The 14,326-nt window shown below is 53.4% G+C and carries 9 protein-coding genes and 1 pseudogene; 5 read left to right on the top strand and 5 right to left on the bottom strand.

What is annotated here, in order from left to right; translation table 11 throughout:
• The first annotated feature begins 31 nt into the window (after positions 1–31).
• From J3P81_RS05040 to J3P81_RS05025, 4 genes are all read left to right on the top strand, one after another.
• A complete protein-coding gene (locus tag J3P81_RS05040) occupies positions 32–3,361 on the top strand; it encodes a hypothetical protein (protein WP_434562449.1) in 3,330 nt (1,109 codons plus the stop codon).
• The gene (locus tag J3P81_RS05035; RefSeq protein WP_434562447.1) at positions 3,354–3,830 is read left to right on the top strand and encodes a response regulator; all 477 of its coding nucleotides are present in this window, start codon (positions 3,354–3,356) and stop codon (positions 3,828–3,830) included. The genes J3P81_RS05040 and J3P81_RS05035 overlap by 8 nt, the downstream gene beginning before the upstream one ends.
• Positions 3,820–5,037: a hypothetical protein gene (locus J3P81_RS05030; RefSeq protein ID WP_434562445.1), complete on the top strand. Its 1,218-nt coding sequence runs from the start codon at positions 3,820–3,822 to the stop codon at positions 5,035–5,037. Before J3P81_RS05035 ends, J3P81_RS05030 begins: the two co-directional genes overlap by 11 nt.
• 564 nt (positions 5,038–5,601) lie before the next feature.
• The gene (locus J3P81_RS05025; protein WP_434562443.1) at positions 5,602–6,321 is read left to right on the top strand and encodes a hypothetical protein; all 720 of its coding nucleotides are present in this window, start codon (positions 5,602–5,604) and stop codon (positions 6,319–6,321) included.
• Positions 6,322–6,379: 58 nt separating this feature from the next.
• Here J3P81_RS05025 and J3P81_RS05020 read toward each other — a convergent pair.
• The 5 genes and pseudogenes from J3P81_RS05020 to J3P81_RS05000 all read right to left on the bottom strand — a co-directional run bounded on the left by J3P81_RS05020 (position 6,380) and on the right by J3P81_RS05000 (position 12,730).
• A pseudogene (locus J3P81_RS05020) lies at positions 6,380–7,585 on the bottom strand (tyrosine-type recombinase/integrase).
• Between the two features lie 309 nt (positions 7,586–7,894).
• A complete protein-coding gene (gene guaA, locus J3P81_RS05015; protein ID WP_420764167.1) occupies positions 7,895–9,472 on the bottom strand; it encodes a glutamine-hydrolyzing GMP synthase in 1,578 nt (525 codons plus the stop codon).
• A 79-nt stretch (positions 9,473–9,551) separates the two neighbouring features.
• On the bottom strand, positions 9,552–11,021 hold the full coding sequence (gene guaB / locus J3P81_RS05010; RefSeq protein WP_420764166.1) for an IMP dehydrogenase: 1,470 nt from the start codon (positions 11,019–11,021) through the stop codon (positions 9,552–9,554).
• A 322-nt stretch (positions 11,022–11,343) separates the two neighbouring features.
• Entirely contained in the window at positions 11,344–11,892 is a 549-nt protein-coding gene (locus J3P81_RS05005; RefSeq protein ID WP_420764165.1) for a sugar ABC transporter ATPase, read from the bottom strand.
• Positions 11,893–11,962: 70 nt separating this feature from the next.
• On the bottom strand, positions 11,963–12,730 hold the full coding sequence (locus J3P81_RS05000) for a sulfite exporter TauE/SafE family protein (RefSeq protein WP_434562441.1): 768 nt from the start codon (positions 12,728–12,730) through the stop codon (positions 11,963–11,965).
• 216 nt (positions 12,731–12,946) lie between these two features.
• Between J3P81_RS05000 and xseA the strand changes: the two genes are divergently transcribed.
• Positions 12,947–14,326, top strand: coding sequence for an exodeoxyribonuclease VII large subunit (gene xseA, locus J3P81_RS04995; RefSeq protein ID WP_434562439.1), 1,380 nt, complete (start codon positions 12,947–12,949; stop codon positions 14,324–14,326).

Raw genomic sequence — 14,326 nt, 5'->3', positions numbered from 1 at the left:
AAACCGCTTTTGTGCCAAAAAGGATCACAGCATGAAAATGAGAAAAACGACGAACACAAACTTAGTCGATGTCCAAAATCTTGTTCGAGGAGCTCTTGCAAAACTTAAAGAGCCCAGCACACCAGAACGAGCACGTGATGCAGGAAAACAGGCTCAATACTGTCAAAAACAAATTAACAAAGCCATATCAATGGCCAAAGCTAAGCTCAGTCAAAATTTACTCAACGAGTTTTTTGAATGGCTGGCTCTACAATTGGGTGCCACGGGAGCGGTTCAGTCGTCTCTCGGAGTCGAACTTAGTTCAATAGGTATATTCCCTGCAGAGATTGACTCCCTCGATCTTGCTTCAGAAATAGATACTGCGCTTTCTAAAATAGCGCGTTTTGCGGAAAAATTAGAAGCGTTCGCTGATGTAGCCTGTAAAATTTCATCCGCCATACGGGACTCAGACTGGGTAAATGCTGCTACCTACCTAGAAGACTTTGAGAGCACGGAAGGCGTGTCTTACTGGTCGCTGGAGACGGGCCTTGCTTTGCTCCAAAAGACAGATGGCCTAGAGCCTATGAAAACTCGAAGCGCAGAGCTCTCAGTATCAGCGTATGGCTTGACTAGATTTTATCTATATTTTTTTGGCGTACGTAATGAACCTGCTCAAAATTCAGCTCGCTATCGATCCAATACAACTAGAAGAGTTGATGACGCAGACCTGAGCGAAGCACTTAGAGTTTATTCAAAATATAGACTCCACGGAAATCTGGGTTCATCCGACCAAGACATGAGACTAATTCTTGCCGCTGAGCAATTCACCACTCCTATTGATCTTTTATTTACGCTAATAAAAGCATGTAAAAAAATACTTTGCAATCAGAAGAATTACACGCTAGCAGTACGCAACAGGGCCGCCGGAGCACTAGACGCGCTAAGTCCAATATTATGCAGGCTTAACATTTCACCTGCAGGCGACGAAAACTCAGAAAAGATTAATTCTAAAACTGCTGAACATGCAAAATCCGCAATACAAATTTCCTTCGGTGCCGAGCCAGCAACACCTCTTTCTTTATTTGATGATATATTTGCACGCGGACTAGCCTCACAAATATCATCGCAAAACAATGACCTACACGCTGAGGAACTAGCAAAATTCTGCATGAATTACAGCTGGATATCCGAATGCATCGAAGTAGGAGATTTAGTGTCGCTTCCGACACTCCCCAAAATATTTGAAAGCTGTATATCACCTATATCATCGCCTCCCTCCACAATGTCGTTCGCACTTCAGCGCGAAGCCAAGTATTTAATGCAGAATCACGATAAACTTGGAGCGAAACTTCAACAAATTTATGATGCACTGTACACAGACGTCAAGCCAGAAATTTCGAGAATTCACAATCGTCTTATACAGGATTGTGTCGGCGTTATAGCAAGTAACCGCTATTTCGCTAGTGGGGATCATGCTACAGCCGTTGAAATTTGCGCCAAGTTGGGAATATATAACCCCAAGATAATTACAGCACTCCCAATAGTCGATATGTATTACGGCTACAAATGGTCGACCGTTAAAAGGAGTGGCGAACTTCTACACGTCGCGATTACACTCGACCACTTGTTAAAAATCGTAGACGAGCGCACATACAAAACTTACAAAAGATATGCAATTGAAGATCTGATGAAAGCTTATAGCTGTAAAACAATCATCGATCTGCCACAACGCCTGCTAGAGTCAGATCACTCTATCGAACTAATCGCCCATCTGTGTGCAAGCACTTGCAACCTGGTAACAATCGAGCTATTACCTGGCATGACAAGCTCCAAGAAGTCGAGACAGACTAGGAGCGATCTACTCAAAGCATTGGCAAAGCTGAAACCGCCAATGGAAGAACTATATATCCAAGAAGCCATTCATATTGAAGATAGCCTTCACGTTGATGACGGGCTAGAAGTGCTTGATGACAGTAAAGTTTATGTAGACGAGCAGTCAATTATGAATGCGCTTAGCGCCGAAGTCTCCGCAGACTTCCAGCGCTATAAAAAACTAGTTGAGAGCGGGGTCGGCGAATCCGAAGATCTTCAAGAGGTTATAAAAAGTTTTCGCTCGCCATCTGCCAAAAATTTTCAAGTCCCAAAGAATGAGGCAGATGATCTTTTAGGGGAACTAGTAGGTTCTATAAGAGAGAAATTTTTGTGGCACCCAGTTTCCGGCCTAGATGTATTAATCGGAAGGCGCATAAGGCACGGTACAATTGCAAGCGAACTACGCGGTGTACTTGAGCCTGTGGAGCTAATATGCCAACGCCCAAAGCCAGGAGCAGACTATCAGCTCTCTGCTAGACTGGACGCATTAGCCGCAAAGCTTGACCCAAAAAGAAGAAAGATCCTGAAAGCAGCTTTTTCGCGCTTTTCGGAATCGATCGACTCTGTAATTGGCGTCCTGCGCGATGAATACTTTTATGTAAAATCCAAAAACAAGCCTCGGGGAGTATTCGATTTAGTTATTCCCACCTCATTTCTAATGCTACTCCGAGCTGTTGCGCAAGCATGCAGCTCCGCCGACCAGTTCCTTAAAGAATGCATCGGAATGTTTTGGTACGATATAACCGGGAGATGCGAGATAGCACGTCCCGCCATCGATAATGAAATCAAAAAAAATCTCCAATCGGCCTTTTCAAAACTAACCAATGAGCTCAGAAGCAATGGCATTGACGATGTAGAACTATTATCTAGTATTGTCCACCAGTCGGAGGAGCTACATCGTAGGGCCTCAGTTATTGCAAGCTGGATCAGAGTCCCCAACGTAGAGCTAGATGAAAGTTACACACTAAAATATATAGTAGATGTAGCAGTAGCCTTTGTGAGTGGTCAACATACCAAATTCAATCCAAAAATTGATGCAAGCGTACCAGAGGACCTATTTTTAGACCTTCATGGATTCTCTATTATACAAGATGCGCTTTACCTGGCATTGGTTAACATATACGAGCACTCAGGCGTAAAAACGGGTAACCAAGTATCAATCAAAGTCGACCTTGATACTTCGAACTCACTTCTTCACTTTACCATTACTAATGACATTGCCGAAAACACAATCACACCAGAAAAAGAGGCCAAACTAAACTCACTGAGACAAGATATTAAAAAGCGAGCTTACGGCGAAAGAGCTAAGCAGAATCGAGATTCTGGAATCAGTAAGCTTGCGACGATAGTAATGCAGTACAAGGATACCAACATATCTTTTGACTTCGAGGGAAAAAATTTATTTCGCTTGGAGTTTCAGCTTCTATACTTAGGTAGCCCACCCTCTCGGGCCGCAGAGCCTGCATCTCGCGAAGCTTCGAAGATAATCGAGGTAGAACATAGTGCCTAACTTCAATGTTTTGATAGTAGAGGACAGTGAATCCAAGCTTACTAGCATACAAGGGGTCGTGGAGCGAATAATTCCAGATGTCACACTTCGCAAAGCATATTCGGTTAGATCTGCGATAGATGCACTGGAAGAATATGTACCCGATTTCATAATTGCTGATATGTCTTTACCCACGTATGACATCGAATCGAGAGAACGTGGTGGTACTCCTAGACCTTTTGGAGGTATTGAGGTCTTCGAGACTCTTGAACGCTATGAAATGGGGATTCCCACTCTAGTAGTGACATCATATCCAGTATTCAGCGAGGGCTCGAAAAGCTTGGGGCTAACGGAGCTATCAAAACAGTTGAAAAAGGACTTCCCCAATAACTTTTTAGACACCGTGTATTTCGATTCAGCATTCTCTGACTGGGAGCTTCGCATCGAATCTAATCTAAGATCAATTTTAGAGAAAAAAAATGCCTCTTGACATCCTTTTGTTAGAAGACGATCCCGCAAAAAAAGGAAAGCTCCTTGCCCTGCTCAAAGACAAGGGGCTATTTGGGCGTCTGGACGTTGCTATTTGCACGAGCCAAGCGCTAGGGTTAATTGAAGATCGCCCCCGCTATGATTTGTTAATAGCAGACGTGGTCGTGCCCGGCGAATTAGGTGATCAAAAGGACGAGAGAAATTGTATAGATTTTTTCAACAGCATTGACGACATCATACCTGCGGAAAAAAGACCGCTTTATTCTCTACCTATAAGTGCTGCTACGGACCTAACCGATGCAGCACATGATTTTTTCAGCTGTAGGCCTTGGGGCATCCTTCCCTATTCGGAGAACGATGAGGACTGCCTAAATGCATTACACCGTATAGCCGTTTGGATTCTAAACGACAAAACGCAGCGCGAGCAACGCAACACCTGCGATGTTTTTATAATAACGGCACTTCCTCATCCTGAGTACAGTGCCATTGAAAACCTTGAATTAGATTGGGGCCCCTTTGAACCGCTGGACCGTACACACCTAATACGCTATGCATCCCTGAGCGTTGCGGGGAATATTATAAAAATCGGGGCAGCTTTTTGTGCGAGAATGGGCGCCGTTGCAGCTTCAACGTTGACTACTAAAGCATCATTGATTCTTAATCCTAAGATTGTGATTATGGCTGGCATCTGCGCCGGAATTGCAAGTAAAGCCGGGATAGGTGATGTGGTTGCGGCAGAAGTATCGTGGGACTGGCAGAGCGGTAAATACATAGACAAAAATGGTGAAGAAGCATTTGAATCTTCCCCTCACCACCTCAACATAGATGATGAATTAAGAAACAAGCTATTTATGTTGAAGAGAGACGAGCCTTTTTGGAAATCTTTTTCCGACCATGCTAAAGAGCAAAAAATGCAGCTTCCAAAGCTCGTATTAGGACCCATGGCTACAGGCTCATCTGTACTTGCAGATATCCGAGTATCGGAGCGGATACGCACAATCCAACATCGTAATGTTACAGGGCTAGACATGGAAACTTATGGGGTTTATGCCGCCGTTTCATCAACCCTAACACGTGCAGACTTCATTTCATTGAAATCAGTTTGCGATAATGGCGACAAGAAAAAAGATGATCAGTATCAACAATACGCAGCTACAATCTCTGCGAAAGCTGTAGAGCAATTTATTCACCACTACTTTCGGGAATAAATCGGTACATCTTGAACGCCTAATGGTGGCGAGAAAGGGTAGACTTTCGGACCACCTTCATGGCCTTGACTAAACAAGCATCTCCTCAACTGCAGACGTAGATGGGAAGAACTGGATGCAACGATTTACGGAGGTTAGGTGTGCTAGTTCTACTCGTGCGCTCCAAACGCGAGGGTTAGCTGTTGTAACAAAATAGCCAGCTCTGCTGGGTTGCCTTCTCGTAGCACGTCGGCAAGTAGTTCAGCCGCATATGCTGGGTCAGCACGCAGCTGCTCGGACATTGCTTCACTGTGCGGTCGATCTTTCATCTGGTCCCCCCTATCGCCCTGTGACCTGCGAGCTCAAGCCCACCAATAGCACACCTTGCGCAATTGAGCGACGACATCGATTCACGACCAGCAGCCCCCCTTTTTTCCGGCCCTTGCTTCTGAAGAAAAACGGCCGCCTAGTTATTTTTGCGTCCACACTCAACGCGTCATGGCGGTCTCTTACAAATCCGGAACTATACAGGCCATCTTAGACATCACAATACAAACCACCTAAATTACACAGAGCGGTTATTACATGGAAAGTGCTACAGAACTCAACGCAAATTCAGGCTACACAGCAGCGATAGAAGACTTGAAAAGGAGAGCCAAGCGATCTAGGACAGCAAGACTCTATATAGCTTTGGGCTTGTTAATTTTAATGAGCCTTGCAGTGGCGGCTGTGTTTAGCTCGAGTCAAACCAAGACATATTCACTCCGAGAACTTGGCGAGAAAATCTCTTTTAACAAAGTGCGTGATCCTGGATTATTTTTACGCAAATCCAACGATCTTCTCGAGAAAATTTATCCTGACAGCATCATTAACATGGGAAGGCGGATGGATGGCGAAGACGTCAAGGAAGAAAATTTTACAATGGATGAGCGCACCGCCTACATGAGCGAGCTTGAGCAACTGGTGAATTTCTATGAGCGCACCCAGACAGCGTATTCGAAACAGCCATTCGTACAAGAAACACCGGAATGGACAAGCTCCGTATCGTCTATGGCCTTTACATTTGGTGCTATAGCTGTTTCAATTCTATTATTCCAGACAGCAGTTTCCTTTATAAGATATTACTCACAGCTAGCGGAGCTTTATGACTCGCAAGCTAGCGCGCTGTTGGCTGCAAATAACGACCCAGAAAAATTTGTAAAATACTCAGAGATGCTCTCCCCATCAGTCGTTAGTTTCGGAAAGCCTCCTGTGAGTGTTTATGAGCGAGCATTTGAAGCAATAGCGTCAATTAGAGGAAAATAGACGAAGTAAAGACTGAACACAGAAGTCAGAAGAACCCGCCTCTGGCGGGTTCCTTTTGCTACTCATTTGTTTGACGAGGTTTCTTAAGCGTCCATTCATCAACCATATCAGCCAATCCTGCAACATCGCACGGCGCTGGTCGCGATATTCAGCCTTGTTGTAAACGGCTCGCACGCCCCTCTGTTCGTGCGCCAAACACTTCTCGATCCAGTCAGAGTTGTAACCCGCCTCAAACAACAGCGTGCTAGCCGTGCGGCGTTCGTGGGGGCCGAATTTTCCTAGCGGCACCCCCTTCTTTTGAGCAAGACGATAGGCCAGCGTCAGTACCTGGTTGATCCTGGCTGCACTCATTGGCAAATCGGAGTCGTAGCGTGACGGCAGAACGTACTCCGAACCTCCGGCCAAAGTTTTCAATGCGATGAAGAAATCCAAAGCTTGCCGGGATAGAAACACCAGATGGGGACTTCGGCGCTTCATCCGTTCTTTGGGAATTGTCCATAGCGCTTCACTGAAGTTGATCTCACTCCAAGTCGCGTTAGTCAGCTCGCTCTTGCGCACCATCGTCAGCAGGAGGAGTTTGGCCGCTGCGCGGACCGAAGTCGCGGTACCGATCCTATCCATGTACTGGTACATCAGGGCGATTTCATCAGGCGTCAACGCCCGGTCGCGTGGCTCGAATTTAGCGATGCTGGCAGACCTTACTAGATCCGCGGGGTTTTCAACCTTCTGACCACGCTCAATGGCCCAACGAAAGACCTGCAGCGATTTCACGCGAATGGACGGCGGTTGCAGGCGCACCTCGCTCCACTATCGCGTCAGTTAGTGCTCGCAGGTCCTCATGAGTGATTTCAGCCAGCTTCTGATTGCCCAACTTCGGCTTCAATTCGCGCTCGTAGACTGAACGGCGCATATCCCGTGTCGAGTCCGCCATCTGATAGCTGCGCAGCCATTTTTCAGCCCAATAGCCAAAGGTCTCAGCACCTTTGGTGCGCGCCTTCACACACGCCTTCTCCTTAGCAGGCGACTTGCCTGCTGCAATCATTCTCTTCGCCTCCCCTAGCCGCTCGCGCGCCTCTGCCAGGGTGATCCCGCCTAAGCCATAACGACCGAAGGTGACGGTCTCCTGCCGGCCATTGATGGAGTAGTTGTAGCGAAATGAGATAGAGCCAGCCGTGGTGACGGCGACGTACAAGCCGTCACTATTAATCACCTTGTAGAGCTTGTCTTGCGGCTTGAGGTTTCTGAGCTTGGTATCAGTGAGCATGGCTTCCATTTATTCCATGAAAAAATACCATGCTCTGAAAAGCGCGGAAAAATGCGGCTTAACCCCAGTAAAATCGGGCCTCTTGGCTATCTCGATACCATGCCCATCCTGAAACAAGGCACATTGTATCAAGCGTCATGCATGGCATCGGATGCTGTTGGTACCCTGTACCATGCCATAAAAAGAACTATGCTTGGCGATGCAGAACGCTATCTGAACTTGCCAGACCCAAAAAGCCAAAAGCCCGCAGTTACGCGGGCTCCAGGGCATTTTCTTGCTAGATCGTGCCAGGCAATGCCGGACGAGGGCTCACTCCCACTCAATCGTCGCCGGCGGCTTGCTCGACACGTCATACGTCACGCGAGAGATACCTTCGATTTCATTGATGATCCGCCCGGAAACGGTTTCCAGCAGCTCGTACGGCAGGTGTGCCCAGCGAGCGGTCATGAAGTCGATGGTTTCCACGGCGCGCAGAGCCACGACCCAGGCGTAGCGACGGCCATCGCCGACCACGCCGACCGATTTCACCGGTTGGAACACCACGAATGCCTGGCTGACCTTGTGGTACCAGTCGGCCTTGCGCAGTTCTTCGATGAAGATGTGGTCGGCGCGACGCAGCAGGTCGGCGTATTCCTTCTTCACTTCGCCGAGGATCCGCACGCCCAGGCCTGGGCCCGGGAATGGGTGGCGGTAGACCATGTCATACGGCAAGCCCAGCTCCAGGCCGAGGCGACGCACTTCGTCCTTGAACAGTTCGCGCAGCGGCTCGACCAGCTTCAGGTTCATCTCTTCCGGCAAGCCACCAACGTTGTGGTGGGACTTGATCACGTGGGCCTTGCCGCTCTTGGCGCCGGCCGACTCGATCACGTCAGGGTAGATGGTGCCCTGGGCGAGGTACTTGATGTTGTCCAGCTTGCAGGATTCGGCATCGAACACGTCGATGAAGGTACGACCGATGATCTTGCGTTTCTTCTCCGGGTCGGACTCGCCGGCCAGGTTGTTCAAGAACTGCTCTTCGGCATTGGCGCGAATCACCTTGACGCCCATGTTCTCGGCGAACATGGCCATCACTTGCTCGCCTTCGTGCAGGCGCAGCAGGCCGTTGTCGACGAAGACGCAGGTCAGCTGGTCGCCGATGGCCTTGTGCAGCAGTGCGGCAACCACCGAGGAATCAACGCCGCCAGACAAGCCCAGCAATACGTTATCGGTGCCGACCTGGGCGCGGACCTGGGCGATGGCGTCTTCAGCGATCTTCGACGGAGTCCACAAGGCTTCGCATTCGCAGATGTCGAGGATGAAGCGCGACAGAATGCGGCCGCCCTGCTTGGTGTGGGTCACTTCCGGGTGGAACTGCACGCCGTAGTAGCGACGCTCGTCGCTGAACATGCCAGCGATCGGGCAGCTAGGGGTGCTGGCCAGGATGTGGAAGTCTTCAGGCATCTTGGTGACTTTGTCACCATGGCTCATCCACACGTCGAGGCCGAACAGGCCGTCGGCGTCGATATGATCCTCGATGCCGTCCAGCAGGCGGCTCTTGCCGACCACGTCGACGCGAGCGTAACCGAACTCACGCAGGTCGGAACCCTCGACCTTGCCGCCCAGCTGTTCAGCCATGGTCTGCATGCCGTAGCAGATGCCGAACACCGGTACCCCCAGGTCGAACACCGCTTGCGGGCAACGCGGGCTGTTGGCTTCGTGCACGGACTCGGGGCCGCCGGCGAGGATGACGCCTTTCGGAGCGAATTCGCGAATCGCTTCGTCATCCATGTCGAACGGATGCAGTTCGCAGTACACGCCGATCTCACGCACGCGGCGGGCAATCAGCTGGGTGTACTGGGAACCGAAGTCGAGGATCAGGATGCGGTGAGCGTGAATGTCGAGGGCCATGACTCATTCTCATGTAGTGAATCAGAAACAACTCGGGGCTGAATGAACAGCCCCGGTGATTAACGTTTTGCTGGAAGCCTTAACCTACGCGGTAGTTCGGCGCTTCCTTGGTGATCTGCACGTCGTGTACATGGGACTCGGCCATGCCGGCGCCGGTGATGCGCACGAATTCCGGCTTGGTGCGCATCTCTTCGATGTCAGCGCTGCCGGTGTAGCCCATCGAGGAACGCAGGCCGCCCATCAGTTGATGGATGATGGCGCTCAGGGTGCCCTTATACGGCACGCGACCTTCGATGCCTTCCGGCACCAGCTTCTCGGCACCCGCGGAGGAGTCCTGGAAGTAACGGTCGGAAGAGCCCTGGGCCTGGGACATGGCGCCCAGCGAACCCATGCCGCGATAAGCCTTGTAGCTACGGCCCTGGAACAGTTCGATCTCGCCCGGCGCTTCTTCGGTACCGGCGAACATCGAACCCATCATCACGCAGTAGGCACCGGCGACGATGGCCTTGGACAGGTCACCCGAGAAACGGATACCGCCGTCGGCGATCAACGGCACGCCGGTGCCTTCAAGGGCAGCGGCGACGTTGGCGATGGCACTGATCTGCGGCACGCCGACACCGGCGACGATACGGGTAGTACAGATCGAGCCTGGGCCGATACCGACCTTGACCGCGTCGGCGCCCGCTTCGGCCAGGGCCTTGGCGGCAGCGCCGGTGGCGATGTTGCCGCCGATCACCTGTACGTCGGGGAAGTTCTGCTTGACCCAGCGCACGCGGTCGATCACGCCTTTGGAGTGACCGTGGGCGGTGTCGACCACCACCACGTCAACGCCAGCGTTGACCAGGGCGGCGACGCGGTCACCAGTGTCCTTGCCGGTGCCGACAGCGGCGCCGACGCGCAGACGACCCTGGTCGTCCTTGCTGGCCAGCGGGTAGGCCTTGGCTTTCTCGATGTCGTTGACGGTCATCATGCCCTTGAGGGCGAATTTGTCATCAACGATCAGCACGCGCTCGATGCGGTGCTTGTGCAGCAATTCGCGGACGTCGTCCTTGCTGGTGCCTTCCTTGACCGTGACCAGGCGCTCTTTAGGCGTCATCACCTGGCGAACAGAGGCGTCCAGGCGGCTTTCGAAGCGCACGTCACGGGAAGTAACGATGCCGACGAGGTCGCCATCGTGCAGCACCGGAACACCGGAGATGTTGTGCATGCGGGTCAGTTCGAACAGATCCCGGACCGTGGCGTCAGCCTCGATGGTGATCGGATCCTTGACCACGCCAGCCTCGAACCGCTTGACCTTGCGCACTTCGGCGGCCTGCTGTTCGATGGTCATGTTCTTGTGGATGATACCGATACCGCCTTCCTGGGCCATGGCAATGGCCAGACGGGCTTCGGTCACGGTGTCCATGGCGGCGGAAACCAGGGGGATATTCAGTTCGATGCCACGGGTGAGACGGGTTTTGAGACTGACTTCGTTAGGCAGCACCTCGGAATAACCGGGCACTAGGAGAATGTCGTCGAAGGTCAGAGCTTCTTGGCTGATACGCAGCATCGCGGGGGCTCCCGAGCGGGAAAATGGAAGCGCGCCATTATACTCATGCACCCCGTCTGGCTCAATGTAAAACTCTGTCTATTATTGGCGGGGTGATTGACGGGCTAAAACCACTGTCCTTGTGGTACACCAAACCCTGTGGCGAGGGGATTTATCGAAACGTCGCACCGCCCCGCTGGGGCGCGAAGCGGCCCTAAACCCAGGCCCTGCGGTACATCGGACAGATTGAGTCGACTGCTTTGGGACTGCTGCGCAGTCCAGCGGGGCGGTGCGACGTTTCGCTAAATCCCCTCGCCACAAAAGCATCCTGTGATGTACCTATCTACAACTCCACCTTCACCCAACTCACCGGCTGATCCAGCCAGTCGGCGAATTCATCAAGAAACCCCTGCTTGAACCCCGCCTCCAGCCAGTTATTGAAGATGAACCCCAGGTTGGAGAACGCGCAGGGTTGCAGGAACAGGAAGCCATTGATGTCGTCCTCATGCCCGCACTCAGGACAAGTGAAATTGTCGGTACGCCCCGGCATCCAGTCTTCCAGGCTTTCGAACAGCGCTTCGCCGACTTCCTTGCGGCACTCGGCGCAACCGGCCTCCTCCAGAAAACCCTTGGCCGGCGTATAGATGCAACGCTTGGTGATGATCTCCAGGCCGTTGATCGGCTCGCCGAACGGCAAGGCTTCGGGGTGCATGACCACGTCGCGCGCGCCGGGAGCGATGGCGTGGGCCATGCGATTGCCGGTGCGGCCGCAAGTGGTCAATTGCTCTTCGATAATGTTCTTGCGCACCAGCCAGCGCACGATTGCCCGGGCCCGAGGCTCGTGGACCGGCAGTGTGGAGATTTTCGGGACGATAATGCTTTGCGAATTCATGGCGAGGCCTGGCTGTTTCCCTGGCAGGATCAGATAAAAGGCCGGCAGCTTAATCCCTGGCCGTGTCAGGTCAAGCACTCAGGTAACGGCCGATCAACGCCAGGCCGCTGGCGAGCACCAGCCAGGTGACCAACCGCACGAACGCTTCGCGCGACATCTTCAGGGTCAGGCGACGCCCCACCCACAACCCCAGCGCCATGGCCGGCAATAAACACAGCGCCAGTACCAGCAAGGGTAGCTCGGCATACACGCCCGCGATGACAAACAAACTCAAGCGCACCACAGTGCTGCAACTGATCAGCGCACTCTGGGTCGCTCGCGCCGCCTCCTTGGGCAAACGGCTGTTCAGGTAGATGGCATATAAAAAGCCGCCACTGCCAAACAACGCGCCGAACATCCCGCCCACCGTGCCCATCGGCAACGCCCACAATGAAGATAACTGCTTGGGCCTGGTTTTTATCAACAGGCTGTAGATCGCATAGGCGCTAATAAACAGCCCCATCAACAGCAGCAAAAAATCTGACTTGAGGTTGAGCAGGAAAATCACACCCAAGGTGCAGCCCACAGCCATGCAGGGCAGCAACCGCAGCAGCTCCGGCCGGGACACGTCCCGCCGCGACGGCAACAAGTTGCCAAAGGCGGCGACAAAATCCAGCAAGACCAATAGCGGGACAATCTTCGACAGCGGCATGAACAACAGCAGGATCGGCGCGGCCACCAGGGCGGTGCCGAACCCGGCGATGCCGAACACGATGTAGGCCAGGACAATGGCCGAGGCGATTACCAGCCATTCCATCGGGGCAAATGCCCACTGGCCCAACCATGGGAGAAGATTCATCCGGCACTTCCTTGATGAGGAGAGCGGGGACTTTAGCCAGATGTGTCGGGGCATATCCAGTATTTGTGGTGACTGGGCTACTGCTATCGCGAGCAAGCTCCCACACTGGATCTTCGGTGCGACATGGATCCCCTGTGGGAGCGAGCTTGCTCGCGATGCAGACAACCCGGTCTAATTGTCTGCACACCATTGGCGAATCCCCTTATCATGCCGCCCATGATTAAAGATCCCTTTGCCCGACTGGGCCTGGACCGCGAGGTCCTGACTGTCAGCCAACTCAACGGCCGTGCACGGGTGTTGCTGGAAGACGTGTTCAGCAACATCTGGGTCGAGGGCGAGATCTCCAACCTCGCCCGCCCGGCTTCCGGCCACGTGTATTTCACCCTCAAGGACAGCGGCGCCCAGGTGCGCTGCGCGCTGTTCCGGCAGAACGCCGCACGGGTGCGCCAGGCCTTGAAGGATGGGTTGGCGGTGAAGGTGCGCGGCAAGGTCTCGCTGTTCGAGGGCCGTGGCGACTATCAACTGATCCTCGACACCGTGGAACCGGCCGGCGATGGTGCCCTGCGCCTGGCCTTCGATGCCCTGAAGGAAAAGCTCGCCGCCGAAGGGCTGTTCAGCGCCGAACGCAAAGTGCCGCTGCCGGCCCATCCGCAACGCATCGGCATCATCAGTTCGCCCACCGGCGCGGTGATCCGCGACATCATCAGCGTCTTCCGCCGCCGCGCGCCGCAGATTTCCCTGACCTTGATTCCCACCGCAGTGCAAGGCCGAGAAGCCACCGGGCAAATTGTTCGCGCCCTGAAACTGGCCGATGCCCGCGGCTTCGACGCGCTGATCCTGGCCCGGGGCGGCGGTTCGCTGGAAGATTTGTGGTGCTTCAACGAAGAAGCCGTGGCCCGGGCGGTGGATGCCTGCGTCACGCCGATCGTCAGCGCCGTCGGCCATGAGACCGACGTATCCATCAGCGATTTCGTCGCCGATGTGCGCGCCCCGACCCCGTCCGCCGCCGCCGAACTGCTGGCACCGGATGCCGGCGACCTGGTCCGCCGGGTTGAAAGTCTGCACCGCCGGTTGGTGATGCGCATGCGTGACCGGCTGATGCGCGACCAACTGCGCCTCGAAGGTCTTACGCGGCGCCTGCGTCATCCCGGCGAACGGCTGCGCCAACAGGCCCAGCGTCTCGACGATCTGGACATGCGCATGCGCCGGGCCTTCGAGCGCAGCCTCAACACCCGCCGCGAAAGGCTGATCCGCCTGGAAACCCGTCTGGCCGGACAGCATCCGGGCCGGCAATTGGCCATGTTGCGTCATCGCCTCGACAGCCTTGCCGAACGCTTGCCCCGGGCCATGCGCGAAGGGCTCAAAACGCGACGCGTGCAGTTGCAAAACCAGATGCAGACGCTGCACATCGTCAGCCCGCTGGCGACCCTTGGTCGTGGCTACAGCATCCTGCTCGACGAGCGCGGCCATGCCATCCGCAACGCCGGGCAAACCCAGATGGGCCAGCGCCTGACCGCCAAGCTCGGCGAAGGCGAACTCCTGGTGCGGGTCGAAGACAACCACCTGACGCCAGTCACCCTTTCTTTATTGGATTGA

The organism is Pseudomonas sp. R1-6 (assembly GCF_051132115.1).
In the GTDB taxonomy this organism is placed as follows: domain Bacteria; phylum Pseudomonadota; class Gammaproteobacteria; order Pseudomonadales; family Pseudomonadaceae; genus Aquipseudomonas.
This window is presented reverse-complemented; position numbering and strand designations above follow the sequence as displayed.

Bases quoted from the DNA above. Each gene is read 5' to 3' on its own strand.
- J3P81_RS05040 (WP_434562449.1), top strand. From the start codon at position 32: ATGAAAATGAGAAAAACGACGAACACAAACTTAGTCGATGTCCAAAAT.
- guaA (WP_420764167.1), bottom strand. From the start codon at position 9,472: ATGGCCCTCGACATTCACGCTCACCGCATCCTGATCCTCGACTTCGGT.
- J3P81_RS05025 (WP_434562443.1), top strand. From the start codon at position 5,602: ATGGAAAGTGCTACAGAACTCAACGCAAATTCAGGCTACACAGCAGCG.
- guaB (WP_420764166.1), bottom strand. From the start codon at position 11,021: ATGCTGCGTATCAGCCAAGAAGCTCTGACCTTCGACGACATTCTCCTA.
- J3P81_RS05030 (WP_434562445.1), top strand. From the start codon at position 3,820: ATGCCTCTTGACATCCTTTTGTTAGAAGACGATCCCGCAAAAAAAGGA.
- J3P81_RS05005 (WP_420764165.1), bottom strand. From the start codon at position 11,892: ATGAATTCGCAAAGCATTATCGTCCCGAAAATCTCCACACTGCCGGTC.
- xseA (WP_434562439.1), top strand. From the start codon at position 12,947: ATGATTAAAGATCCCTTTGCCCGACTGGGCCTGGACCGCGAGGTCCTG.
- J3P81_RS05000 (WP_434562441.1), bottom strand. From the start codon at position 12,730: ATGAATCTTCTCCCATGGTTGGGCCAGTGGGCATTTGCCCCGATGGAA.